Here is a 25,559-nt window from a genome sequence, read left to right as displayed (position 1 = left end):
CGCTTCCATGCTGGCAACGGTTATTTGCTGCTTATAGGATTTCTGATTCCCTGAATTGGGGGTTGATGCTGATATTTTTAGTTGCAGGTAGGTGCTATTTTAACGGTTAAGCTGCCAGTTAACGTTGTTCAAGCGGTGTATAAGGAGCTTCGTGTTTACCGTTGTAGACTTGGGTGGGACGGAAAATCCGGTTTTCTGCTAGTTGTTCTTTCCAGTGAGCTAACCAACCAGCCACGCGGGCGATCGCAAATATTGGTGTAAACAAGTCTGTGGGAATACCCATCTTTCTATACACCAAACCAGAGTAAAAGTCAACATTGGGATAAATCCCTTTATGACCAAGTTTTTCTTCAACTACCCGTTCCATTTCTTGGGCAATGTCGTAGTATTTATCCCCGCCAAACTTGTCAAATAGTTGCTCTGCAAGGTCTTGTAAAATGATGGCGCGTGGGTCTTTAACTTTGTAGACGCGATGCCCAAAGCCCATCAATTTTTGTTTGTTTTGCAGGCGCTCTTCAACATAGGGACGAACGTTTTCTACCGAGCCGATTTCTTCCAACATCTGAATTACTTCTTCGTTGGCTCCACCGTGCAGCGGGCCGCCCAAAGTTCCCACAGCACTAGCAACTACAGCATAAGGGTCAGTTAAGGTAGAGGCTGTTACTCTAGCACTAAAAGTCGAAGCATTCATTGTATGCTCAACGTGCAGAATTAAGCAGATGTCAAAGATTTTTGCCGCCAAAGCATCCGGTTCTTTCTCGTTGAGCATGTAGAGAAAATTGGCGGAATAATCTAGGTCATCACGCGGCTTTACGGGGTCATTACCCTTACGCATCAACTGGAATGCTGCCACCATTGTGGGGATAGTTGCTATCAAGCGCACAACTGAATCCCGAATGTAGGCGGGGTTATGTAAATCTCGCAGAGAATAAAATAAGCCTAAAGCTGCCGCCGAGGCTTGCAAAGCATCCATTGGATGACCACTTTCCGGGAAGCATTTCATCATGTCCCGAATGCGGTATTTAATCCGCCTGTGGAAGCGAACTTCTTCCTCAAATGCTTTGAGTTCTTCTTGACTGGGCAATTCACCCCAGATGAGGAGATAAGCAGTTTCTAGAAAGGTACTTTTGGCTGCTAATTCCTCAATCCGGATGCCACGATATTCTAGTATTCCTTTCTGCCCATCTACGTAGCTGATACTCGATTGGGCTGCGGGAATGCCTTCTAAACCAGGCTTGTATTCACACACCATCATGGCAACACCATTTACTTTGTGAAATATTCGATCACGCTAACTTACCAGAAATTATTTTTGCCATAACAGTAGTCGTTATCACAACAATTCTTCGAGAAGAGTTGAAAAACTGTTATAGCAAGTACTTGGGTGGTGTCAACCAGAACATTTGACTACGACCCACAACAGAGCCTGTTTCTGGCAGTTTTACTCCGATCATACCTGCTTTTTTCAGAACTAAGCAGCCTTTGCCTTCTCCCCAAAGGAGAATTTCTGCCCAATTACTTAAATCAGGTTCATGTCCAACCAAGGCAAGTTGGGTATTTGGGGCATAATTTTTGGGTTCTAACCAGTAAACTAACCAACTGGAAAAATGACCCCCAGGCGCGAGATGAGGAGATTCTTCTAATTGAGAACTGAGTCCGGTAGCGATGAGAATTTCTGCCGTTTGACGGGCGCGGGTTAAAGGGCTGGTGACAATCAAATCAAATTTAAAATTCAGGTTAAGGAGACACTGGGCAACTTTCTCGGTTTTTTGCCTTCCTTCTTTGGTAAGTTCGCGCTCTTCATCTTTGATACCAGCTTGCTTTTCTTGCGCGATGCCATGTCGAATCAGATACAGTTCCACAATAATAGCCCTGAGTGCTGAGTTAGGATTTACGCCTGATGTTATTTAACATATCCTAATTATTCTCGAATGCTACGCACCCAAGCAGTACTGTCAGCTAAATCTTGGAGATCGCGCCATATTACAATAAAACGATATTTAGACAAGTCAAAATCTGCTGCTTGTGTTGTAGGTTAAACTAATAAACAATTTTTGGTTTCAACTTTTCTCGCTTTCAGTTCTCCATTCCGCAAATAATTCTCTAACCAAACCATCAAAATCATGAACAACTTGTAAATTTAAATTTTTTGTACCTAAATGCACTAGACGATTTCTTACTTCAAAACAAGCTTGCACAAAGTCAAATTGAGAAATCGATAACTCTCCTAAAGAATACATTTGCTTTAGTAATCCTCTGATTGGAAAATGCTCCACAGGGATTGATACATCAACTGCTCGTTTTCGTAAAGCTACTTCAAAAATTATCCACATAAAAAGAAATGCTGGTTCAATTTCATTATTTTCAATCAGCCTATGAGCTTGGACGTAGCGCTCAGTTAGCTCTTGCCATGAAGGAAGTTGCTCCGATGTTCCAAGTAATGATTCGGCTTCTTTGTCCTCAAGTGTTACTAAAAGAAAACGCCACCCAGGATGCTTATTAACTTCCTCTGCTAAATCCTTTAAATTGTCAACAGAAATTCGGCTGATGCTGGTTTTTATTTCGATTATAAAACCTGAGTTATCTTTAGTCACAATCATATCTGGACAGTAATTACCTAAATCAAAAGGTAACTGTTCCGGCTTAGGCTCAATAAAAACCTGAAATCCTTCGCTCACATATTTATCTGCTAAAGATTTGATTTTATCATCATGTAAATTTTTAGTATTGTTAGTCATAAGTATTTTTCCAATGTTTGAGATTCACTCACTTTTACATAAACACACTCTTGCCCAATAAGGACACCCTGCTGTAGCAGTAAAGGTAAATTTATAAAGTCAATAGGGTCAGATATAAACCGACGATGACTATCTACATCTGATACTAAATTATCATCTTCAAAAACTAAGCCTACAAGTGCATCCTGAATCGGCTTGATAATATTATCGGTGTCAGGTGGGTAATCACTACAAAGATACACGAGTGTTAACTGTAGATTAGTGTTTTGAATGGGACTGCTACCTTGCCAAACCTTTTGAGCTTCAAAGCGTACAAAATTTTTCCATTCTTGAAGTCCTTTTCGCTTTGCTTGTAATGAGACAGGCCTTCTGGGAATGAGAAATTCAAAAGGTAGATATATTATTGACATTCCAAGTTTGTATTTTGCTCAGTAATAAAAAAACTTACGGCATTTGCAAAAACTGATTTTTAATTCATAAGAATACAATAGTTTATCTCAAATTTATACTTGCTTACGTTAATTTGCGCTATACATAACGACAGCCAAGAATTTTATTTCTTGGCTCTCATTGCAATTTACTGTCTTGTCATCATCAATTCTTTGTGTTTGAATACAAGATTTACTCTGACTGAATTGGGTTATCTTTAGGATTAACTAACCTCAGTAATTTCTGTTTAATCTGAGCATCAAAAACTTCCCATTTCATCTTGGCATAAGCAGGATTTTCGTTACTACCTGAGAGGAAACCCATTGGAATTTCAAAACCACCAGCGCTGGTTCTACCACCGCCAAAAAAGCGTCCGGTGCTGTCTTGACCAAAGGCTTCTTTGATGAATTCATCGGGGTCGAGGGTGAGTTTGGTGGTTCTAAGAGAACCGATAACTACTTCTAGTTCGTCGTCTTCATCGTGAACGATACCGTAAACTACTGCGGTGTGAACGTTTTCTTCTGTGACTAAGAAATCAGCTGCTTGGGGAATAGCATCGCGGTCATCGTAGCGCAGATAACCAACTCCAGCGATGGAAAAGTTATTCTGGACGATGCGGTTTTTGAGCGATCGCTCAATTACATCCATCACCCGCTTAGAACGGTTCGCTTGGAGAATCGCGTTTAATAATTGAGCATCATAAAATCGACTCAGATAAGCAGCAGCCATAAAATCTTCTTCTTGCGCTTGCATCAGTCGATTTGTATCCGATCGCAAGCCGTGCATCAAGGCTGTGGCACATTTAACGTGGTGGCTAATGCTGCTGTCTAAAGCCAGTAACCCAGATTGAAGATACTGAGTAAAAATCGTTGCTGTTGCTCGTACATAAGGACGGACATCGACAAACTCTGATTTGAGTTCTGTCTGTAAGCTGTGATGGTCAACCACTGCTATTAAGGGCATTCCAGCCTGTTGTACTGCGGTTAATAACTGACTGGTGGTTCCTTGATTGTCAATTAATACAAAGCCTTGATAACAAGACAAATCTTTGGATTTAACATTTTGTGGTGTCCAACGCTGGGCTGGTAAATTTGTCAGCTTGACTAAGGCGATATTCTCTTGATGGCTCAAAGTCCCAGCGTAAACAATTTCACATTTAATGTCGTATTGTTGAGCGATTAGCTGGTAAGCCCAAGCACATGAAAGCGCATCAGGGTCAGGAAAATCTTGCAAAATGATTAGCTGGCGCTCATGTCTATGGGCTAATAGGGTCTTTTGTAGTTCCTCTGCTTTTTGAAAAGTTAAGGAATTGTTACGTTGACCGAGATAAACGCTCACTCCATCACTTGTAGAGACTGGCAAGGATGGCCGATTCAGTGGTAGTTCAACGACTTCTTGGTCTACCTCAGCATCCTCTGGACTCGGCTCTGTGGTCAATGAAAAACTCTCTGACTGCTTCAAGGAAGAATTTAGTTGCATAGAAAACATCTTTGTTAAGTGTGAGGCTGATTGATTGAGAAAGTTACAATCAGGGTTTTACTGATTTAGCCACACACATTGATCTTCGCAAAAATATAGAATCCTGGGGATACGTATCTTGGTGTATTTTTTGTCAAGATAACTAGGCAAAATTTTCTCAACTTCTACCAAATTACATATAGCCGCAGAAAATCAATGTTTCGGGTTTATGGTCAAACTTTAATTTTTATCCTCGCTAGACCATTCTCTGAGTTAGAGAGAATTTTTTGAGCAAGTCTAGATTTTTTAAGTTTATGGGTATATAATAAGAGACTGTTGAATTATTTAGGTAGATGCCAGCACACTACTTTTACAGCTACTATTGGGCTATCCCCAGACGCAGCTGAAATTCTTTCTTAGAATGCAACACCAGTGGTAGTAGTATGTTAGCACCTAACCTATCATTGTCCCTAATCAAACAAAACCGCCGCACTCGACAACAGGTTGTTGTGGCTATGTCAAACTAGGGTGAAATTATTAGTGTCAAAGACCTATCACATATTTTTGCCACTCTTGATGCAGTCCACTTTTAAGATGCTTGCTAACCTCAAAATAGAGGCTACTGTACGGTTGGCGGGGTAAATGACGTAGGAGCATGTGTGCTTCTTGAGGTGTGCGATTGCCTTTTTTCACATTGCAACGGACACAAGCCGTAACAATGTTTTCCCAGCTATCGCCGCCACCACGCGATCGCGGTATGACATGATCTAATGTCAATTCGTCCCCTGTATAGCCACAATATTGACAAGTGTGTCCGTCGCGGTGCAGAAGGTTTCGACGAGTCAAAGGCATTTCTTTATAGGGAACACGCACATAATGACGTAAGCGAATCACCGTTGGTAACGGAAAACCCGCGTAAAGTAACCTGCCATTGTGTTCGACTCGTTCTGCCTTGCCTTTGATTAACAAAACCGCAGCGCGTCGCCAGCTAGTAATATTGAGCGGTTCGTAAGAGGCGTTTAAGACTAAAACCTTACCCATTGATTAACGCTCAAGGTATTAGTTTTACATATATTAACACGATTCTCTTCTCCTTGGGAGATGAGAATAAATTATACTTCCGGAATAATTAAATAATTGTTGTATTCAATCAGAAATTTTTGACTAAACATCTTAATAGTTAGTTCTCACTGCACAATTACGATGAGATAAAGCCAGGGATACCTTAATTTGGCGCTAAATCTGAAGTAGAAAAAAATACTTGTAAATTTTTATTAAGTGTAGTTGAAAGTATTTTTCAATACTCAATTCTTTTTGAGAAAAAGTTTTCAATCAACACGGAAGTAGCTTAAATGAGTATGAATATCTAAAAATGAATACATAATTGTGAAAGTTTATTGGTGGTGTGATAGGAGAACAGAAATATGCTAAGTCGTGATCAAGTGACTAGTGTTACATCTCATCAACAGTGCGACACTTATGCGTGGTTTTCCCAGCGTGCTTGGGTAGAAATTGATTTAGATGCGTTGTCGCACAATGTACAGCAACTAAAGCAGTTGTTATCACCACGTACTCAGTTGATGGCGGTAGTCAAAGCTGATGCTTATGGACACGGAGCAGTCACAGTCGCGCAAACGGCATTACAATCAGGAGCGAGTTGGTTAGGAGTCGCCACTGTTCCAGAGGGGATTCAATTACGGGAAGCGGGAATACAAGCGCCAATATTGATTTTAGGCGCAACCCAAACACCAGAGCAAATTCATGCGATCGCCCATTGGAAACTCCAGCCAACATTGTGCAGTCCCAAACAAGCTTTAATTTTTTCCAATATTTTAGAAGCAATTAACTACGGTTCTCCTGTACCTGTACATATTAAATTGGATACGGGAATGTCGCGATTAGGCACTAATTGGCAAGAAGCGGCCGAGTTTGTGCAGTTAGTCGAACGCTTACCGCATTTGACAATTGCGAGTGTTTATTCCCACTTAGCTACTGCTGATAGTCCTGATCCAGCAATTATGGCAGAACAGCATAGCAGATTTAAAACTGCGATCGCCCAAATTCAAAAAATCGGCATCAAAATTCCTAGCTTGCACTTAGCAAACACAGCCGCCACTCTCGCAGATTCCCAACTGCACTACGACATGGTAAGAGTGGGTTTAGGCGTTTACGGTCTTGCTCCTGCACCCCATTTAAAACAAAAAATGCACTTAAAACCTGTGTTACAGGTAAAAGCGCGAATCACTCAAGTCAAAACTATCGCCGCTGGTACTGGTGTTAGCTATGGTCATCAATTTGTAGCTGACAGAGAAATGCGTATTGCTGTTGTGGCTATTGGCTACGCTGATGGTATCCCACGCAACCTTTCTAATAAGATGCAGGTATTGTTGCGCGGTCAGCGAGTACCTCAAATTGGCGCAATTACAATGGATCAATTAATGATTGATGTCAGTATGATTCCTGAGATTCAAGAAGGGGAAATTGTTACTTTATTAGGCGACCAAGGAAAAGAACAAATCACTGCTGATGATTGGGCAGAACAATTAAATACGATTTCTTGGGAAATTTTGTGTGGGTTCAAGCATCGCCTACCGCGTGTGGGAGTTATCTAGTAGTCTTGGAAATGTATGAGGGTGAAGTGTACATAATTAATTATTTAAACTTCATCCTTTTAGTGTTTATATTCCTGGAAGAATATGCTACGCTAGGATAGTTGACTGATGCGGATGTGGCGGAATTGGCAGACGCGCTAGATTTAGGTTCTAGTTCCGAGAGGAGTGAAGGTTCAAGTCCTTTCATCCGCACTAAGTGTAAAAAAGCTATAAATTAAAGGTTTCAGAGTTCTCATGTACAGTGACACATTGTTTGTCATAGGTGACAGATTGTTGTTGTGATAGAGAATTAATCTGCCGTAGATCCATGAATGGAGATTGATTATATACTGTTTGGCGTATTTTTGCTGGATTTATGTTCATCCAGGACTGTTTGTTTCAGCGGAGAATTTCGTAAGTTGGCGCGATCGCTACAATTTCTTTCGCCAACTATCTGTCTACGGATTGTCCTAAATTCAGATGTGCCGAACTGATGGGGAGAAAAAATTTTTTGGGCTTTATGGCGTTCGTGGAATAGCGATCGCTGTTGTCTACAGTGGACAGTAGCGGCAAAGATTGTAATACCATTTCACGAAAAAAATGAGACAAATTTATGGGTTTTTCATTCTTTCCCCCTGCCCCCTGCGGTCTATTTGTATCAAACTTAAAGTGAAACGGTATAAGCGCATCAACTTGAGAAATTATACAAAGGTACAATTGAAGCAACCAGTGGCAAAGTTGAAAAAGGTGCAAAATTATAGAATACAAACTTTCAAAAGAAAGCTTCCATGCTCTGCTCTCGAATCTGCCTGGTGGAGCAGTGTTTGTCGTTGACCAAAATCTGCGCTATCTATTTGCCGAAGGTGAAGCATTAGCTAACGCTGGATTCAAAAGCGAAGAATTCGTGGGGCGTACCATTTTTGAGGTACTGCCCTCGGAATTAGCCACCTCTTACGAGCCAAGGTACCGTCAAGCCCTAGCAGGAGAGCCGTTTGAGCATGAACACAATGCCCACAATCTCAGCTATATCTCGCGGGGAACACCACTCCGGGGTGAAAATGGGGAAATCTATGGGGTGCTGGTGGTTTCTTATGACATTACTGATCGCAAACAAACCGAAGCCGCGATCGCTCAAGACTTGAGAGACACGCAACTGTTGCACGAACTCAGCACCCGACTGGTGACTGAAGATGACATTCAAACGCTGTATCAAGAGATTATGGCAGCAGCGATCGCCCTCACACAAGCTGATGCCGGAACGGTGCAAATTCTTGATGAAGCAACACAGGATTTACTACTGCTGGCGACTCAGGGCTTTGAGCGCGATATGACCGAGCATTTCTACCGCGTTAACGCCCGTTCAAATACACCCTGCGGGATTGCATTGGCAACGGGCGATCTCACCTTTGTTGATTTCGATGTCCCCGAAAGCGAAGACCCCGACGGGTCGATGCGAATACACGTTGAAGTAGGCTTGCTTTCAGCACAGTCCGCGCCACTGATCGCCCGTTCTGGCAAAGCAATCGGCATGGTTTCCACCCATTGGCGCGAACACCATCGACCGAGCGATCGCGAACTGCGATTTCTCGATTTACTCGCCCGCCAAGCCGCTGATTGGATTGAGCAGCGACAAACCCAACAGGCGATCCAAGAATCGGAAGCGCTGCGGCAAAAGGCGTTTTCTATCGAAACTGTTGGTGTGCTTTTCTTTAGCCTCGACGGGCGAATGACCGAAGCAAACGAGGCGTTTGTGCAGATGAGCGGATATAGCCGCGACGAACTTCTCAAGGTAGATTGGCAGGTACTGACCCCACATGAATTTAGCGATGTGACTGCCCGTGCCGCCAGGGAGCTTGCTGTCCAAGGAGAAACTACTCCTTATGAGAAGCAAATGATCCGCAAAGATGGCTCGCGCTGGTGGGGACTTTTTGCACCCACAAGGCTTACAGGCAGCGGCAGCGAATCTAAATGCGTCGAGTTCATCATCGATATCACCGATCGCAAACAGGCAGAAGAGAAATTGCGTCGCACGGCGGAAATGGATGCCTTTAGGGTCACGTTGTCGGATGCCCTGCGATCGCTCTCGGATGCGCTTGAAATTCAGGCAACCGTGACGCGCACCACCATGAACTTCTTTGAAGCGGACAGATGTTACTACTGCGAAATTATTGACGGCAGCGCCATCATTCGGCGGGATGCCGCACAAGCAGATTTACCTTCGGTGGTGGGGGCGTACCCTCTAGAAAACTCCCCCATCTTCAGCAACGTCTCGCATAAGTTCCGCACACCGTTAACACTGTCACTGGCTCCGATGCAAGATGCGTTGAGCGATTCTGCCAATACCCTACCTCCAGCACAGCGAGAAAGGTTGGAACTTGCCCACCGTAACAGTTTGCGTTTGCTGAAACTGGTTAATACTCTGCTCGACTTCTCCCGCATTGAAGCCGGACGTATGGAAGCAGTTTATGAACCAACCGACTTGGCACTGTACACCACTGAGTTAGCCAGTGTATTTCGTTCCGCCATTGAACGGGCTGGGTTACAGTTAATTGTCGATTGCCCACCGATCAGTGAGCCTGTATACGTAGACCGGGAAATGTGGGAGAAAATTGTCCTGAATTTGCTTTCCAACGCCTTTAAATTCACCTTTCTTGGCGAAATCACTGTCAGGCTGCATCTTGCTGATGAGCATCATGTAAAACTACAAGTAGAAGATACAGGCACAGGGATTGAGCCAGAAGAACTGCCTCATTTGTTCGAGCGATTCTACCAAGTGCGCGGAGCAAAAGCTAAAACTCATGAAGGTTCGGGAATTGGTTTAGCTTTAGTGCATGAATTAATTAAACTGCATGGTGGAACTATAGATGTCAGCAGTACTGTAGGAGTCGGAAGTTGCTTCACCGTCACAATTCCATTAGGGACAGCACACCTGCAAAGTGATCGCCTACGACGAGTCGTAGGCGATCGCACTCAAGCTACACGCACCCTGACATCAACTGCATTAGGTGCTGCACCTTATGTGCAGGAGGCAGAACGGTGGTTTCCCCAAGAAAGCGTAGAGAGAAGAAAAGCAGGAAAAATTGGGGAGGCAGACTCAGAAATCAATTTGGAGAACCCAAAAACCATTTCGGGGAACTCCAAAACCAGTTTAGGGAACTCCGAAATCAATTTGAGGAACTCCGAAATCAATTTGGGGAACTCCGAAACCAATTTGGGGAACTCCGAAACCAATTTGGGGAACTCCGAAACCAATTTAGGGAACTCCGAAACCAATTTAGGGAACTCCGAAACCAATTTAGGGAACTCCGAAATCAATTTAGGGAACTCCGAAATCAATTTGGGGAACTCCGAAACCAATTTGGGGAACTCCGAAACTAAAACTTCTCTCCCCTTTCTATCCCGTGTTCTCATCGTCGATGACAACGCCGATATGCGCGATTACCTCACAAGGATATTAAGCAAACATGTTGAGGTGGAAGCCGTAGCTAATGGAGTGGCTGCACTAGCGGCGGTGAATGAACAAGTGCCGGCTCTGGTTCTTTCTGATGTGATGATGCCAGAATTAGACGGCTTCGGGTTGTTAAAAACATTGCGCGCTAATGCGCGAACAAAAGAAATACCCGTAATTCTACTTTCTGCCCGTGCAGGAGAAGAATCTATAGTTGAAGGACTTCTGGCTGGGGCTGACGATTACCTAATTAAACCCTTTTCTGCCAATGAACTTGTGACTCGTGTTAATGCCTATTTGCAAATGGCAAATAGGCATTCGCAGGCACTCCAGCAAGAAAGAACAATTAACCGCCGCAAAGATGAGGTATTATCAACAGTTTCTCATGAACTCAATACCCCATTAGTTGCCATCCTTGGTTGGACGCGATTACTGCAAAGCAACCCGCCCAACCCAGCTATGCTCTTTAAAGCTTTAGAGATAATTGAGCGCAATGCCACTTTGCAAGCGAAACTCGTTGAAGATTTACTCGACATCTCGCGCATCACTGCGGGGAAAATCCACCTCAATTTAGAGCCAGTCCAACTGCAAGGAATCATTGACAATGCGATCGCTTCAGTACGGCAATCGTTAGAAACCAAAGAAATTCACTGGGAATGTACACTTGAAAGTTTACCAATGACAGTCTCTGGCGACCCCCACCGTTTACAACAAGTTATCTTAAATTTACTGACTAATGCTGTCAAATTTACTCCCAATGGTGGCAGGATTGAACTTTCTCTAGCAAGAGATGAAAACTTTGCCCAGCTGAGAATCAGTGACACTGGCTGCGGCATAGATGCGGAGTTTCTCCCATACATTTTTGACACATTTCGTCAAGCCCCAAGCATAAAAAAAGGGTTAGGGTTAGGACTAGCGATCGCCCGTAGCTTAGTTCAACTCCACGGTGGTACAATTGCGGCTCACAGTCCTGGTATTGGGCAGGGTACGACTTTTATTGTGAAGTTACCGTTGATATAGCCAGTCCCTAAATCCCCGACTTCTTGAAGAAGTCGGGGATCTGAAATACCATTTCAAACCTTTTGAGTTTGAAATATTTCGATCAGATTGCCAGTATGACGAGCGTGCATATCAAGCAGCTTCATCTCCCACGGCAAAAATCGGCGAGGTTGACGAAAATAAGTAGACAAAACACCGAGCAAATTGCCACTATTACTAGTTAGTGGTGTAGATTGGACAGCACGATATCCCATAGCTTTGGCGATCGCGCGGTGAGAACTGAACATAGGATTGATATCGATATCTTCAACAATTATCGACTCTCCGGCACGCACAACACTCATACAGGGCGAATTATCACTAATGTTAACTGTTCTACACTCAGAGAATGAACTTGGTTGAAAGCCGCGTTGAACTGCCAGTTTGAGTGTGCAGGATTGCCGCTCAAACGAGCCAAATTGTCACGACGACATTTAATTAGTTACTTTACAATTCTAAAACCAGGAGGCAGAAGGCAGAAGGCAGGAGGCAGAAGGCAGGAGGAAAAGTCTGACTATTCCTGGCATTTAAGCTTTCAAGTTGTCATAACATATCTGACTACTGCTATATCAATAATTGAGCAACATAGGAATATTGCTATGAGGTACTTATTTATAGTTTGGCTACTCATACTAACTTTTATCTTTCCCAGTGAGGTACTTGCTGAAGCAAAACCCTCATATAACCTAATTCCTGGCTTGGGGACTTATCATCATCCAGTTTCCACTCACAATCTTGAAGCACAAAAGTTTTTTGACCAGGGATTAAATTTAGTTTACGGCTTTAATCATGATGAAGCGGTGCTTTCTTTTCAACACGCGGCGGAATTTGACCCAAAAATGGCGATGGCTTACTGGGGTATTGCTTTAGCTTTAGGGCCGAATATTAACGCAGTCATCACTACAGAAAAAGAACAAACTGCATATTACGCAATACAACAAGCTTTGACACTGGCAGAAAAAGCGCCAGTTCTAGAACAAGATTATATTGCGGCTTTAGCAAAGCGTTATTCTGCCAATCCTGATGCAGATTTGCCGCAATTACAAGTGAACTATGCCCAAGCGATGGCAAACCTCACCCAAAAATATCCTGATGATTTGGATGCAGCCACTTTGTTTGCGGAAAGTTTGATGGATTTGCATCCCTGGCAACTTTGGACACATGATGGTCAACCGCAAGCAGATACAAAAGAAATTGTCGCTGTTTTAGAATCGGTCTTGCAACAAAATCCCAATCATCCGGGGGCAAATCATTACTATATTCATGCGGTGGAAGCTTCACTACATCCAGAACTTGCCCTCGCCAGTGCGAAACGTTTGGAAAATCTTGTTCCCGCCGCTGGACATTTGGTACACATGCCTAGCCATATTTATTTTCGTGTGGGAGATTATCAAGGGGCAATGCGGTCAAATGCACAAGCGATCGCTGAGGATACTGCCTATATCAGTAAAAATAAAATTCAGGGGTTTTATGCCCAAATGTACTTTAGCCACAATGTACATTTTCTCATGGTGGCTAGTAGTATGGCGGGTAGATATCAAGATGCACTCCAAGCTGCTGATACGTTAATGGCCCACGCCAATTCTCTCGGTTCTCATATACCTATGGTCGAGGGATTTTTGGGCAGTAAAATGCTGATACAAGCCAGGTTTAATGATTGGGAGGCCATTTTACACACTCCGCCACCAGACGCGACTTTACCAACAACCACAGCACTTTGGCATTTTACCCAAGGTTTAGCTTATACAGCTACAGGTAATCTGCAAAGTGCGGCTGATCAAAGCAGCGCCTTACAAGTTGCAATCCAAAAACTTCCGCCTGGGGTGACTATTGGGTTTACTCCGGCTAATCGTATTCTTTATATCGCGCAAAAAGTTTTGGAAGGCAAAATTGCCAAAGCTAACCATAACTACGACTCGGCAATTAGATACTTAGAACAAGCAGTAGTAGGGGAAGATGCCCTTGATTATGTAGAACCCCCAGATTGGTATTTTCCTACAAGAGAAGCATTAGGGGGTGTGCTGTTAGCCAAGGGTGATTATGCTACAGCCGAGAAAGTGTTTCGTGCTGATTTAGAAAAGTATCCTCATAATGGAAGGTCTTTATTTGGTTTGCAAGCAAGTTTACAAGCCCAAGGTAAAGATGATGCAGCCAAATTGACGCAGACTGAATTTATCACCGCATGGCAAAACACAGACACGCAGTTAAAAATAGAGAATTTGTAAAAAAGAAGTGGGTGCGATCGCACCCACTCTGAGATATTCAATGAATAATGATGGCGAATCTTGACAAGAACCTGTCACCTGTCACCTGTTATGTATAGCGGTAGTCAGATATGTTAGGACAGTTTGAAAGCTTGAATGCAAGGTATAGTAAAACTTTTCCTCCTGCCTTCTGCCTTCTGCCTCCTGCCTTCTGCCTTCTGCTATAACTTTCGCCGCGACGGAGTTCTGCGTAAAGGTACAACTTCAGCTTCGTTACTTTCTCTGGCTACTCGAATCAACAATGCAGCAGCAACTAAACTGGCAATCATCGAATTACCACCGTAACTAAACATTGGTAAAGGTAAGCCTGTAGTTGGCAAAGCACCTGTCGCAACGGCGATATGCAATAAAGATTGTCCAATCATGACAATTGTGACACCGATCGCCACTAAGCGATTAGTAGGATTTTTGGCTTTCATCGCCACAATTAATCCTAAAGTGGTAAACACAGCTAACATCAGCAGCAGTGCAATACTCCCCACAAAACCAAACTCTTCCGCGAAGACAGCAAAAATAAAGTCGGTATCTTGAATGGGTAAGAAAAATTGTTTTTGCTGCGAAAATCCATAGCCAGCGCCCCAAGTTTGACCAGAACCAACAGCCAGTAAACTTTGAACTAACTGATAGCCATCGCCTGTCGCATCTGCCCAGGGGTTGAGAAAAGACATTACCCGCTTGCGCTGATATTCTTTAATACTAATACTGAGTACAGCTAATAATACTCCGCCTATTGCTGTTCCGCCCAGATATTTATAAGGTAGTCCAGCGGCTAAAGCAATTAACCAAATTGTCATACCGCAAAGTGCAGTTGTACTCAGGTTAGGCTGGGCAAGAATGCCTAGGAGGACTAAACCAAAAATCCCTATCCAAGTCAAGCGCACTCGCCAAGGTAATTGTTCCCACTGTCCAAAAAGTTTGGCACTTTGCAACACTAAAAACGGCTTAATTAATTCTGAGGGTTGAATGGGAATGGGGCCGATGGCTATCCAACGCGCTGCATCAAAAGCTTTTTTACCCAACCCAGGGACGAGGGTAACGAAAATTAACAGTAAAAACAGTCCTAAAAACCAATGGGATACCCGCAAAATTTTGCGTAACGGCAGATTCACAATAAAGTTGAAGGCTATTAGCGAAACTAACACCCAGATAATCTGACGTTTGAAGTAATATAATCCGTCACCTTGACGTGCATCGGCAACTGGGTAAGATGCTGAATACAGGACAATTAACCCAAAAAATAACCAAATTAAGGTTAACCAGCGCAACAGTCGCGCCTCTACAGCCCAGCTAGTAACAGAATTATCAAAAATGGGAATCAGTCGAGTTAGATTCACGATTTAGTACAGGTAAAGCTTAAAAGTTAAGGTATAAACTCATAACTTATAACTTATAACTCAAATTTGTCTTGAGAGTACCGCAAGTCTGGAAGTCGCTGCTATGTAAACGAAGTTCGTTTGCACAAAGCCGAATAAAATCAGGCTTTTCATAGTCTAGAATGCAAACTTTGGTTGTTCTGTTCTGACTTATTGAGGTTTTGTTAGATATTCATCCCAATAGTGGGCATATTAGATATCAAGCAATTAGTCTCACAACAGGGTAAACCGTATGTTAACGATACAGTGGCAGGACGAAATTACATCATTGCAGCAAAGCTTGAGACGTGAAATTAATAAAATATCAGATAGCTCGGAAATTAATATCATCAAGCATATTTGCATTAATAACCTAAAATCAAAGTTGGAAAGATTGGAAGAAATAGAGAAAATTCTTAATATTAAAAAATATAAAATTGTTTTTATTGGGACTATCGGACAAGGCAAAACAACAGCTATCTGTCATCTTTTTAACTTAATAAGTGAATTTAAAGTTTCCAAAGAAATTAATGGTAAAAGAAGGGAGGTAATGGAAACTAAAGAGTTATTATCAACAGGCGCAGGAAAAACTACTATATGTGAGGTGGTCATCAAGGCATCTGACAATACTTACATAGAAATAGAACCATATTCTGTTGATGAAATGGAAAGTTTAATTTTTGATTTTTGTGATTATATTACAAATAAAAATACTCCGGACTCAGAGCATAAAATAATTATATCTGAGGAAGTTGAGAGAGCCATTAGAAACATCATTGAACTCAATAAAGTTTCTAAATCAGTTCCTGATGGTGATAAAAATAAAGTTATTAGAATTGATCAAGCAAAGGAATTATTTGAGTCATCAGGGGAAGAAGTACTGAAAAAGACTGCACTGAACAATGCAAATCTTGAATCAAGAACCACTACTAAAATTGAATTTGATTATCAAAGCAAAGAACAAGATTGGCTCAGAAATACTTTCGCCGCCATCAATAATGTCCAATTAAAAGAATTTGCAATACCGAAAAAAATATATCTTTACGTGAGTTATGATGTTTTATCTGGCTCAAATTTGTCTCAGTTCGAGTCCGTTGTTGACACTAAAGGGCTAGACGAGAACCCCATTCGTAAAGACTTACAGAAATACATTGATAGTCAAGATACCATTTGCCTATTTGTAACTCCCTTTAGTGCTGCGCCTGAAGCTAATATTACCAAGCTAATAGGTTATCACTTAACATCTAAATCCAAAGAATTTCATCATAGATTTGTGACCTTGGTATTACCACGTAAAGGTGAGCCTGAAAAAGTACATGGTGCTGATGGAGATAGAAATATTGGAATTATCATCAGACAAGAAGAAGTTCAAGCCACATTCAAACATTTGAACTTAGAGTTTTTACCAGATAATATCTTGTTTTATGATTCATTACGATATTATCGTGATGATATTGTCAAATTAAATGATATCTACGATGAAGAAGATGTACAGTCTGATAAAAATGAATTTATTAAAGCCATTGCAGACGTAGTAGAACGTAGACGCAATATCTTATTAGACGAAATCAAGAGTATTAAAGACAGTTTTGGAAAAATAAAAAATGGTGATACTTTGACAGGTGCAGAAACTCAAGCAATTGAAAATGCAGTTCAAAATATCAAGAGTTTGCGAGAATTAGGTAAAAGAGTTCCTCGTTTTGTTTATCAAGATTTTGTTGATAAATACCTTGAATATTACCGTACCACTTATAAAGCATGGAACACAAAACACGCTATTCACAGAAATTTTGGTTATTATGAACCAAGAGATATAGACATTTATTATGATGCAAAAGTCTTTGCTGAAGGAATAGATGAAGATGAAATGTTGAAGAAATTTACTAAAGAAGCAAAGCTGGAAATAGAAAATGTTTTATATGAGCTTATATCTGCACATGAATCTTTAAGAACACTTATTCCTGAACTAGTAAAAGAGTTTTACATATTATATGATGACTTTATATATGAGGTGGGGACAGCAATAGAAGAGGAACTAACAAGACAGTTATTACCTCGCAGTGAAGATTCACCATTTTGGAAAGCTTTAATTTCGGAAAAAGGGAAAGAAAAGAAAAAAGGGGAGACGTTTGCCGGAAATGTATGTGAGATATTTAAACGAGAGCTTGAATTTGAAGCCAACTTAAATAAGTTTTTCCAGCATAAATCTGAAGAATATTGGAAAGAACTAATTAACAAAGTACTAGCGTTCTTTGGACAAAAATAGAAAATTGCAGTAACCGATTAATGTCTAGTTTGGGACACAGCTATATTGTGTCCCATAAACATATTTTATTTACATAAATAGTTCTTCCAGATTATGAATAATTTGCATCAAGAAATACAGAAAAAGCTAGATATATACTGTAAAAAATATAGACAACAATATACAAAATGTTTAATTAGAGGAATAGAAATATCAGTTGATGGCAGACCAGAAGAGTTGGTCAGACAGATATTTATTCATTTTCTGATTAATGAAAGTGAGTTGTTAAATAACAAAATAAGTATCAAAGTTGAATCAAATCATCATGATATAGAAATATATAAAACTCCGATAAATAATAACTTCAGACCACATCAAAATCCTGTGATGATTGTAGAAGTAAAACGAGAAGATGTAAACCTACAGAATCATTACAGTCAGATACAAAGATATTTAACGAAAGCTGGTTGCGATATAGGAATTTTGTATAACTATCATGAAATTATTGCTGTAAACAGGAAGAATAATGGTTTTGAATTTAATCATATTAATAGCTTGCAAGAAATTCAGAAATTGATTTTGCAGAAAATCAATCAAACTGATGATGGTTTATTAGAATTTGTCGAAGCCCAAAATGGAAATTTTCAAAGCTTTACTTACCTAATCAATAAGTATGGCAGATATACAACTAATACAGTCACCTTTAAACTCAAAAGCCAACCGACCGAAATAGAGGGATATTTATTCAGTATCCAAAACAATAAGATTTACTATAAGATATGTGGTCAATATTCTAAAACACAGCAGAGTTTTGATTGTCAAGACTTTGAAAAACTAATTTCTATCATTTATTAATAAGTTTAGTGTATAACGGCTAAGACTTTGCTAAACACGCTAATAGTTTCTCTAAAACGGCTACAAAAACGCTAGTTTTAATATGAATTTACAACTTAGATGTAATATACTGCTTGTACAGCACCGTTAATATAACTTGGTACAGACAAATTGTTATCTAGAAGTTGTCTAACGGTAATTATCGCTTCTTCTGTATTTTTGACGGTGTAAGCTTTTTTGGCGCGTTTTGCTTGGCGATCGTATAAGCGCTCAAAAGCAAATGCTACCAAAGGTACACCAACAGCAGCACATTCGTAAACTGTATTGTATCCTCCACCCCCAACGACAACATCAGCAGCGGCTAGACATTCCATCCCTGGATGATGACTTATCCATAAAGCTTCGGGTACATCTGCGGGACAGTTTGCAGCTAAAATTCTCACTGCACACTCTGGGAAATTTTGCTGTAAGTGCAGGGTAAGTTGCGTAAACAAAGATAATTCTGATGCTTTCCCCGCTGCACAAACAAGAATGGTTTTGATATCTGGCGCAACTTTTAAGATACGCGATCGCACACTAATTCTATCCGGTAATTCCCCAGCATTACGAATCAACCAAGGCGCTGTATGCTGGACATTCGCTAAGTCAGCCAAAGGTAAATCTTCTCCTTCGCCGGGAACAATCACTGTATCGTAATTCTGGGCGACAAAAGACCGCAAATTTTTGGCAGACACATAGTCTGGGTTAATATCTCGATGAATTAAAATCCGGGGTATGGGTTGTAACTGGGGTAATATATCTGCTAACTCACCACCCAAACCTCTAGGAAAAGTATCAACAATTAAGCGATCGTAGCGAGTTTTGAGGATAATTTCGCGTACTTGCTGACAAGTTGCAGAAACACCAGCTTTATCAGGAATCCAATGAACTGTGCAACCTTCGTTATTGATTTGTAATGCGTAGGGACTGTTAGTAATAATTCTAACTTTTCTTTCTTTGGCTGCAATTCTCCCCAAGGACAAAGCACGATTTAGATGTCCCCAACCACCCCCAAGGGCATAAATTAACCAAGTGTTAGTCAAGTCTCAAGTATGAAGTGTGAAGTATGAAGTATGAAATTATCCCAGCCGTTATGGTGATGGGGGACGTTTTAAACAATTCTTAACTTTATGCTTTATAGTTTTGTCGTTTCTCAACTTGCTCCCATATTAGTTTCAAAATCACTATCTCTTTCGTTTTCTAAACTTACGGCATCAGCTTCGGTAAAGTCTACATTACCTGTTTCGGGGTCGTAGGAATAGTTATCGCGGTCATGATAATAACTACTACCCCAATAACGGTAACTACCATATTCGGGATAATAAGCATAATCATCATCATAAAACGCATTACAATCAGGGCAATTTGTGTTGTCGGTGCGTCCACAACGGCGTTTAAACAAAAAGCCTACCATGCGATCGCATTCCCAAGCGGGACTGTCAAAGTTGACGACAATTTCACAACTGCCAATTTGGATGCGATCGCCACTTTGCAAGATACTATTAGTTAACTGCACACCGTTAACTTTAATTGCATTACTGGGATTTTGAGCAATAATTGTTAACACTTGATTTTGCCAATCAATTAAAGCATGATAATCTGCAATTAAGTCATCAGCGATGACAATGATAGAAACACTTTGCTCATCAATTTGTTGTGGCATTGTGGAAAACTGTCTGCCAATAGCCACTGGTGTTGCTAACAATTTTTCTGTGCGATCGCCTGTATTTGGATCTCTCCAAGTTAGCTGTATTTGCAAAGTCTATTGTCCTCCTGTTAAATTTACAGCATAAGCCAAAGCCGCCTGCTGTTCGCGGTTGAGAACATCAAAACCAAAGCAAGCAAATGCAATAGGTGCAATACTCGATTTTGTATAGAAAACTGTTTTGCCTGATGAATTTTTTAAAGCGGTTTTACCTTCTTTAACTTTTACTTGATAAACTAGCTGGTTATTGGGTTTTAAGATTTCCCAGCCATTATCGTCAGACTTAATTTGATAAACAACTTTTTTACCAGCATTTTCTAGGTTTAAACCACCGTTATTCTGCTTTTTCAGGACATATAACTCTTTATTTTGTTCTGAATTTTCTAACTTCCAGTAACCTTTGGCTGTCACTACATAACCCAAAGTTTTATCAGCAGCATTCTTAAATTTAACTTTCCCTGATTTATCAGCTTTAATTCTAACTAATTCTTTTTCTTTCCCATCAACTAACTTAGCTCCATCCGCTTGCTGTTTAAGAGAAAATAAATCTGTACCTCCTTCCGTTTTAAACTTAATTTTTTCACTTGGAGTTGCAACATTAGTTGTATTTTCAGCAACAGGAGAACTGTTAACCTGATTTGGCTCTACACTACTTTTATTTGTATTGCTACATCCTAAAAGAGCAGTAATCACAAAAAATAAAACTGAAATTTTTAAAACTGTGTTTTTCATTTATTTAACTTGTGATAATATATGTAATTTTCTGCATCGCTTTCAGTAAAATTAACTAGTCTTTTTTGCATCTAGCTATTTAGACAACGATTTAGCTAAATTTAATACATGATAAAGACTTAAAAACATTGCTGTAACTGTTTGATAAATTTCTTCTTGATTGTCAGCTACATTAGGGGCAATTCTTACAGCAAGCTGCATAGATTTATCTGTTAATCTTAAGTTTCGTAGATTAGATAATTTTGGTAATTTTAATGCGCCGTCAATTTCAGATTGCAGAATTTTTATTGCTCCATAACGACGCTGAGAATAGGTAAGATTTAAGTGAATATCTAAGCCTCCAGATTTAATTTTTGATTTGTATTTGCTTTTTCCACTACTACCGCGCTTCCAGCCATACTGTTTTTTAGATAAAGACGTTGCAGATAATTCAAAGCGAGTTTTATCTAAAAATGCTCCTTGGATACTGATCCATTCATGTTGATAATTATCTATCTTCCAACCAGATTTATGAGGATGTGGTGTTGTAGTTGTTTTATATTCATTTTTATGAATTGGTTGAAAAGACAAATTTAACTTAACATTAGTGTTAGCATCCATATCTCTAGACAGCATTTGCAAAATTCTTTGTGCTGTTTGATAGCGATAATTGATGACATTAATTCTGCCAAATTTCGCCCTATTTATCAATGCCACAATAAAAGCGATCGCCAAACCCAAAATTGCTACAATCAATAAAAGAGCTAGACCTCCCAATAATTGGGTATTAGTCAGAGTGATAGAAATAATAATTATCAATCCAATTGCAACAACTATTCCTAAAAAATAATATAATGCCTTTTTTCCATATTCCTTTTGTTTGAGTTCTGCTAGGCGATCAATTTCTGCGATTTCTTGCAAGTCAGATATGATTTGAGCAACTGGAGCTTGCGCTCTATAAGTCAAGTTTTCTCGGAATTGTTTTAAATCAATAGGCATATTCTTGTCACTCCATCCAATTTAATTAAATTTTGTTAAAAATTATGAAATATAAAATAATTTCAATACTTTGAAATATATTTTAATAAATTTAAATTTGGAATTTGCTGCCTGCGAGTATAGCCAAGCATCAAAATATAGCGATTATATCTGATGTTTTAAGTGTTTGTCAGGTGGGATTCACTACTATATTCTCGGATAGTTAAAAGGTTAACTAAAAATGCCCAGATGCCATCTATATATTTATGAATCAATCAAAAATAGCATATATCTGCTTTGATACTGTACCAGCGCCAAAGGGAGCCGCAATTCATATTACAGCTTTTTCTAGAGCATTGGCAGCAGCTTTTGATGGCATCCAGTTAGTCACAGTTTCACCAATATTAGAATGTATAAATGAACAAGAAATTTATCCGCAAGTGATGCAAACAACGTTATCAGCTTGCGGTGATAATTTAATTCAGCGAATTTTGCATTTTCGTCATGTATTAAGGTTATGGTTGCAAAACAAGCAATTTGAAGTCATACATATCCGTTCAATTTATGAAGGGTTTGTTATTGCCCAGAATAAACATAAATATTGTCAAAAGTTAATTTTTGAAGTTAATGGCTTACCTTCTATAGAGTTAAAATATCGTTACCCAAATGTTGTTGAGGATCGAGAACTTTTACATAAGTTATATACTCAAGAGCAAATTTGTCTAGCAGCCGCAGATTTAATTGTCACACCTAGTGAGGTGACTTCTCAATATTTACAAAATCGTGGTGTACCAGTTAAGAAAATTTGTGTGATTCCTAATGGTGTGGATTTAGATGTGTTTACCTACTATGAAAAAATAGAAAAATCCCACAATAATGTTCTACAACTTATATATTTTGGTACACTTTCACCGTGGCAAGGTGTAAATTTAGCAATTGAAGCTTTAGGGTTAATCAACCGAGATATTCCAGCTTATTTAACTGTAATTGGACAAGCAAGGAATGACCAAATCAAAATTTTCAAACAACTGGCTGTCAAATTAGGAGTTGCCAATAAACTCAACATATTAGAACCACTATCACAGCAAGAATTAGTTAAATATATCCACACTGCTGATGCCATTTTGGCACCTTTAACATCTAACGATCGCAACTTAGTTCAAGGTTGCTGTCCCCTAAAAATTTTAGAAGGGATGGCGACAGGAACACCTGTAATTGCTAGTGATTTATCAGTAGTCAGAGAACTAGGCGAAGATGGTGTACATTTTTTGTTAGTTAAACCAAGTTCAGCTAAAGCCATTAAAGATGCCGTATTACGTTTGCAAAGTCAACCAGAATTAATCAGCCAAATAGCTACCAATGCCAGAAATAGAATAGAAAAACATTACACTTGGAAGCGTGCAGGTGAAACCTTAATTGCGGCTTATACAGAATTAGGCATTAAACGCTCAATTACAGCTTGAAGTCGCTGCTGTTCTTGAGCGATAGAATATTCTTTGAGAATGCGATCGCGTGCAGCTTGAGTAATTTGAGATTTTATTGTGCTGGGCATTGCCAAACATTCTAAGACAGCTTCACCTAACTTATGCAGTTGCGATCGCGGCATCATAAAACCATTCTCACCATGTATAATCACTTCAGGAATACCCCCCGCATCACTAGCAATACAGCAACAACCACAAGCCATTGCTTCTAATAGTGCATTTGGCATTCCCTCCCACAGTGAAGGCTGAAGATAAACATCACACAACCGCAAATGTGCCGCAACTGCTGGAGTATCAGGTAAATGTCCCGTCACAATAATCCGTTGGGCATTTTCTGGCTGCTGCGTGGCATAAAATTGCAGTACAGATTCCTGATTAGCCCGCACTTCACCGATAATCAATAAACAAGCAGAACGCTGATTTCTGATTGTTGTCAAAGCATTCAACAAAAACTGCTGTCCTTTCTTCTCCCGTAATTCTCCACAAAACCCCAGTACTACCTCCTCTGGCGCAATTCCTAAAGATTCCCTGCTAATTTCACCTATTGCAGGCGCAAAAATTTCTGTGTCTACCGCGTTTTTCAATACCAATACATCATCTCTTCCACTTAATAACCTAATTTTGCCAGCCATATCCGCACTCACAGCCGTAATTACCTGAGTGTGTTGTAGCGTCCATTGCAGGCGGGAAAAATCTCCAGGGGGAAACATTTCTTTATCAATATCATTACCACGGGCGCTGACAGTGCTGGCTATTCCTTGCAGCCCCGCAAACCAAGTAGCCAAAAAACCGCTAGGAAACAAATAATGTCCCCATACTGCATCATACTGATGAGAAGAGTGCAACCATTCCAGTACATTCAAAGTATGGGGCATAGTCATATCCCAGTGACGGTATAGCCCAATTCGATAAACACGCAACTTAGTATCTACAGTTTCCGGTGGTAAAACTTCTCCTGGTTGTAGATAACGACTCCATGTCACCACATCAACTTCTACACCCAACTGACAAAGTGTAGCTACTAGCCGTGTCGCACTCCGCGCCAAACCCCCCAAATCTGGGGTAAATCTTTCTGTAATAAACAGCAACCGTTTCATAAAAATTCTGCGTATCTTCTGCGTTTTAATAGTCCAAATCTCTCACAGCACAAAAACGTGCATAAATTTCTAATGTGCATAAATTTCTTTAATTTTCTGATTTTGTGGCATAAATTTATTGAATGTGGGCGATAGATATTACAACATCGTCCTGAACACTAGGTAGGAAATTATGGCTCAAACCACCCATAGAGTAGATGATTTAGGTATCAAATTACCCATTACTCAAGCAGCTTGTAAATTTGCCCAACAATTTGCCAATCAACAACCTAACCCCACCAAAGCAGAACAAGTGCGATTAAATACATTAGCTATATGGGTGGTAAATGACTATTTACAAATGATGGAAATTCCCACTAACCTTAGTGTTGGCGATAGTTGGAATCCAGTTATGCAGTTGTGTAGCAACGTAGCTGACCTAGAAATTACCTCAATTGGTCGTCTGGAGTGTCGCCCGATAAAACAAGACGAACAGACATGTTTAATGCCCCCAGAAACTTGGGAAGACCGAGTAGGTTATGTGGTAGTACAAGTAAATGAATCATTGCAAGAAGCAAATTTATTAGGTTTTATTCAAAGCGTAAATAGTGAATTTCTACCTTTGCATCAACTGCAACCGCTAGAAAAATTAATTGACCGTATTGCACATTTAAAAACTTCTCCAGTTCAAACGCTAGTAAATTTAAGCCAGTGGTTAGTCGGTCAAGTAGATGCTGCCTGGCAAACAGTGGAATCCTTACGAGAATTGTTAGAATCTAGACCTAATTATGCTTTTCGTGGTAGTGTAACTACGGAAGAATCATCAACTCATCAGCCGCCAGCACCCACCAAACGAGCAAAACTGATTGATTTGGGTATCCAAATAGCTAATCAACCCTTGATGCTAATTGTGGAAATCAGCCCAGAACCAGAGATGAAAACTAGTATTCGTTTGCAATTACATCCCACAGGTAATCAAGTATATTTACCAGAAGGAGTCAAACTCACAGTATTGGATGAGTCAGGTGAGATATTTTTGGAAGCCCAAGCCAGAAGTGCAGATAATTACATTCAATTGCAATTTCGAGGTGAAATCCAAGAAAAATTTATTGTGGCAATTTCTTTAGATGATATGAGTATTAGAGAACATTTTATTATTTGAAAATTGC

Annotated in this window: 21 protein-coding genes and 1 tRNA gene; 8 read left to right on the top strand and 14 right to left on the bottom strand. The window is 40.2% G+C overall.

Annotated features, from left to right (window positions below):
* Nucleotides 1–118: 118 nt before the first annotated feature.
* The 6 genes from AC504W_RS24365 to AC504W_RS24340 form a co-directional block, all read right to left on the bottom strand.
* On the bottom strand, nucleotides 119–1,255 hold the full coding sequence (locus AC504W_RS24365) for a citrate synthase (protein ID WP_494874774.1): 1,137 nt from the start codon (nucleotides 1,253–1,255) through the stop codon (nucleotides 119–121).
* A gap of 112 nt (nucleotides 1,256–1,367) precedes the next feature.
* Nucleotides 1,368–1,862: a phosphohistidine phosphatase SixA gene (sixA, locus tag AC504W_RS24360; protein WP_494874773.1), complete on the bottom strand. Its 495-nt coding sequence runs from the start codon at nucleotides 1,860–1,862 to the stop codon at nucleotides 1,368–1,370.
* Between the two features lie 198 nt (nucleotides 1,863–2,060).
* On the bottom strand, nucleotides 2,061–2,738 hold the full coding sequence (locus tag AC504W_RS24355) for a hypothetical protein (protein ID WP_494874772.1): 678 nt from the start codon (nucleotides 2,736–2,738) through the stop codon (nucleotides 2,061–2,063).
* Complete coding sequence (locus AC504W_RS24350) at nucleotides 2,735–3,148, bottom strand: RusA family crossover junction endodeoxyribonuclease (protein ID WP_494874771.1); 414 nt, start codon at nucleotides 3,146–3,148, stop codon at nucleotides 2,735–2,737. Before AC504W_RS24350 ends, AC504W_RS24355 begins: the two co-directional genes overlap by 4 nt.
* A gap of 211 nt (nucleotides 3,149–3,359) precedes the next feature.
* Nucleotides 3,360–4,646, bottom strand: a complete 1,287-nt coding sequence (locus AC504W_RS24345) for a DHH family phosphoesterase (RefSeq protein WP_494874770.1) — start codon at nucleotides 4,644–4,646, stop codon at nucleotides 3,360–3,362.
* 522 nt (nucleotides 4,647–5,168) lie between these two features.
* Entirely contained in the window at nucleotides 5,169–5,666 is a 498-nt protein-coding gene (locus AC504W_RS24340; RefSeq protein WP_015115127.1) for an HNH endonuclease, read from the bottom strand.
* Nucleotides 5,667–6,049: 383 nt separating this feature from the next.
* Between AC504W_RS24340 and alr the strand changes: the two genes are divergently transcribed.
* Together alr and AC504W_RS24330 are read left to right on the top strand one after the other, a co-directional pair.
* A complete protein-coding gene (gene alr / locus AC504W_RS24335) occupies nucleotides 6,050–7,237 on the top strand; it encodes an alanine racemase (RefSeq protein WP_494874769.1) in 1,188 nt (395 codons plus the stop codon).
* 110 nt (nucleotides 7,238–7,347) lie between these two features.
* Nucleotides 7,348–7,429 (top strand) — tRNA-Leu (locus AC504W_RS24330).
* Nucleotides 7,430–7,666: 237 nt separating this feature from the next.
* Here AC504W_RS24330 and AC504W_RS24325 read toward each other — a convergent pair.
* On the bottom strand, nucleotides 7,667–7,804 hold the full coding sequence (locus tag AC504W_RS24325; RefSeq protein WP_494874768.1) for a hypothetical protein: 138 nt from the start codon (nucleotides 7,802–7,804) through the stop codon (nucleotides 7,667–7,669).
* A 232-nt stretch (nucleotides 7,805–8,036) separates the two neighbouring features.
* On the opposite strand from AC504W_RS24325, the gene AC504W_RS24320 reads away from it, so the two are divergent.
* A complete protein-coding gene (locus AC504W_RS24320) occupies nucleotides 8,037–11,684 on the top strand; it encodes an ATP-binding protein (protein WP_494874767.1) in 3,648 nt (1,215 codons plus the stop codon).
* 53 nt (nucleotides 11,685–11,737) lie between these two features.
* Here the strand turns inward: AC504W_RS24320 and AC504W_RS24315 are convergent, their stop codons facing one another.
* The gene (locus tag AC504W_RS24315; RefSeq protein ID WP_494878753.1) at nucleotides 11,738–12,028 is read right to left on the bottom strand and encodes a GAF domain-containing protein; all 291 of its coding nucleotides are present in this window, start codon (nucleotides 12,026–12,028) and stop codon (nucleotides 11,738–11,740) included.
* Between the two features lie 273 nt (nucleotides 12,029–12,301).
* Here AC504W_RS24315 and AC504W_RS24310 point away from each other — a divergent pair, with 273 nt between their 5' ends.
* Nucleotides 12,302–13,927 carry a tetratricopeptide repeat protein gene (locus AC504W_RS24310; RefSeq protein ID WP_494874766.1) on the top strand — a complete coding sequence of 542 codons (1,626 nt, stop codon included), beginning with the start codon at nucleotides 12,302–12,304 and terminating at the stop codon, nucleotides 13,925–13,927.
* A 200-nt stretch (nucleotides 13,928–14,127) separates the two neighbouring features.
* On the opposite strand, the gene AC504W_RS24305 is transcribed toward AC504W_RS24310, so the two are convergent.
* Nucleotides 14,128–15,300: an FtsW/RodA/SpoVE family cell cycle protein gene (locus AC504W_RS24305; RefSeq protein WP_494874765.1), complete on the bottom strand. Its 1,173-nt coding sequence runs from the start codon at nucleotides 15,298–15,300 to the stop codon at nucleotides 14,128–14,130.
* A 271-nt stretch (nucleotides 15,301–15,571) separates the two neighbouring features.
* Here AC504W_RS24305 and AC504W_RS24300 point away from each other — a divergent pair, with 271 nt between their 5' ends.
* Nucleotides 15,572–17,584: a hypothetical protein gene (locus AC504W_RS24300; protein WP_494874764.1), complete on the top strand. Its 2,013-nt coding sequence runs from the start codon at nucleotides 15,572–15,574 to the stop codon at nucleotides 17,582–17,584.
* A 93-nt stretch (nucleotides 17,585–17,677) separates the two neighbouring features.
* Nucleotides 17,678–18,418: a type I restriction enzyme HsdR N-terminal domain-containing protein gene (locus AC504W_RS24295; RefSeq protein WP_494874763.1), complete on the top strand. Its 741-nt coding sequence runs from the start codon at nucleotides 17,678–17,680 to the stop codon at nucleotides 18,416–18,418.
* A gap of 95 nt (nucleotides 18,419–18,513) precedes the next feature.
* Here the strand turns inward: AC504W_RS24295 and AC504W_RS24290 are convergent, their stop codons facing one another.
* The 4 genes from AC504W_RS24290 to AC504W_RS24275 form a co-directional block, all read right to left on the bottom strand.
* A complete protein-coding gene (locus tag AC504W_RS24290; RefSeq protein WP_494874762.1) occupies nucleotides 18,514–19,479 on the bottom strand; it encodes a UDP-N-acetylglucosamine--LPS N-acetylglucosamine transferase in 966 nt (321 codons plus the stop codon).
* A gap of 110 nt (nucleotides 19,480–19,589) precedes the next feature.
* On the bottom strand, nucleotides 19,590–20,195 hold the full coding sequence (locus AC504W_RS24285) for an FHA domain-containing protein (RefSeq protein WP_494874761.1): 606 nt from the start codon (nucleotides 20,193–20,195) through the stop codon (nucleotides 19,590–19,592).
* Between the two features lie 3 nt (nucleotides 20,196–20,198).
* On the bottom strand, nucleotides 20,199–20,873 hold the full coding sequence (locus AC504W_RS24280) for a hypothetical protein (protein ID WP_494874760.1): 675 nt from the start codon (nucleotides 20,871–20,873) through the stop codon (nucleotides 20,199–20,201).
* A 75-nt stretch (nucleotides 20,874–20,948) separates the two neighbouring features.
* Nucleotides 20,949–21,851: a hypothetical protein gene (locus AC504W_RS24275; protein ID WP_494874759.1), complete on the bottom strand. Its 903-nt coding sequence runs from the start codon at nucleotides 21,849–21,851 to the stop codon at nucleotides 20,949–20,951.
* 245 nt (nucleotides 21,852–22,096) lie between these two features.
* Here AC504W_RS24275 and AC504W_RS24270 point away from each other — a divergent pair, with 245 nt between their 5' ends.
* Nucleotides 22,097–23,293 (top strand): glycosyltransferase family 4 protein, encoded by a 1,197-nt coding sequence (locus AC504W_RS24270; protein ID WP_494874758.1) that lies wholly within the window; start codon nucleotides 22,097–22,099, stop codon nucleotides 23,291–23,293.
* On the opposite strand, the gene AC504W_RS24265 is transcribed toward AC504W_RS24270, so the two are convergent.
* Nucleotides 23,254–24,411 (bottom strand): glycosyltransferase family 4 protein, encoded by a 1,158-nt coding sequence (locus tag AC504W_RS24265; protein WP_494874757.1) that lies wholly within the window; start codon nucleotides 24,409–24,411, stop codon nucleotides 23,254–23,256. The two genes, AC504W_RS24270 and AC504W_RS24265, sit on opposite strands and share 40 nt — an antisense overlap.
* A gap of 172 nt (nucleotides 24,412–24,583) precedes the next feature.
* Here AC504W_RS24265 and AC504W_RS24260 point away from each other — a divergent pair, with 172 nt between their 5' ends.
* Complete coding sequence (locus AC504W_RS24260; protein ID WP_494874756.1) at nucleotides 24,584–25,552, top strand: DUF1822 family protein; 969 nt, start codon at nucleotides 24,584–24,586, stop codon at nucleotides 25,550–25,552.
* Nucleotides 25,553–25,559 lie beyond the last annotated feature (7 nt).

It is taken from the genome of Nostoc sp. C96 (genome assembly GCF_059384975.1).
This window is presented reverse-complemented; position numbering and strand designations above follow the sequence as displayed.

Coding starts and splice junctions, on each gene's coding strand:
- AC504W_RS24355 (WP_494874772.1), bottom strand. CDS start 2,738: ATGACTAACAATACTAAAAATTTACATGATGATAAAATCAAATCTTTA.
- AC504W_RS24270 (WP_494874758.1), top strand. CDS start 22,097: ATGAATCAATCAAAAATAGCATATATCTGCTTTGATACTGTACCAGCG.
- alr (WP_494874769.1), top strand. CDS start 6,050: ATGCTAAGTCGTGATCAAGTGACTAGTGTTACATCTCATCAACAGTGC.
- AC504W_RS24310 (WP_494874766.1), top strand. CDS start 12,302: ATGAGGTACTTATTTATAGTTTGGCTACTCATACTAACTTTTATCTTT.
- AC504W_RS24300 (WP_494874764.1), top strand. CDS start 15,572: ATGTTAACGATACAGTGGCAGGACGAAATTACATCATTGCAGCAAAGC.
- AC504W_RS24345 (WP_494874770.1), bottom strand. CDS start 4,646: ATGCAACTAAATTCTTCCTTGAAGCAGTCAGAGAGTTTTTCATTGACC.
- AC504W_RS24280 (WP_494874760.1), bottom strand. CDS start 20,873: ATGAAAAACACAGTTTTAAAAATTTCAGTTTTATTTTTTGTGATTACT.
- AC504W_RS24365 (WP_494874774.1), bottom strand. CDS start 1,255: ATGATGGTGTGTGAATACAAGCCTGGTTTAGAAGGCATTCCCGCAGCC.
- AC504W_RS24265 (WP_494874757.1), bottom strand. CDS start 24,411: ATGAAACGGTTGCTGTTTATTACAGAAAGATTTACCCCAGATTTGGGG.
- AC504W_RS24350 (WP_494874771.1), bottom strand. CDS start 3,148: ATGTCAATAATATATCTACCTTTTGAATTTCTCATTCCCAGAAGGCCT.
- AC504W_RS24260 (WP_494874756.1), top strand. CDS start 24,584: ATGGCTCAAACCACCCATAGAGTAGATGATTTAGGTATCAAATTACCC.
- AC504W_RS24340 (WP_015115127.1), bottom strand. CDS start 5,666: ATGGGTAAGGTTTTAGTCTTAAACGCCTCTTACGAACCGCTCAATATT.
- AC504W_RS24295 (WP_494874763.1), top strand. CDS start 17,678: ATGAATAATTTGCATCAAGAAATACAGAAAAAGCTAGATATATACTGT.
- AC504W_RS24275 (WP_494874759.1), bottom strand. CDS start 21,851: ATGCCTATTGATTTAAAACAATTCCGAGAAAACTTGACTTATAGAGCG.
- AC504W_RS24325 (WP_494874768.1), bottom strand. CDS start 7,804: ATGGTATTACAATCTTTGCCGCTACTGTCCACTGTAGACAACAGCGAT.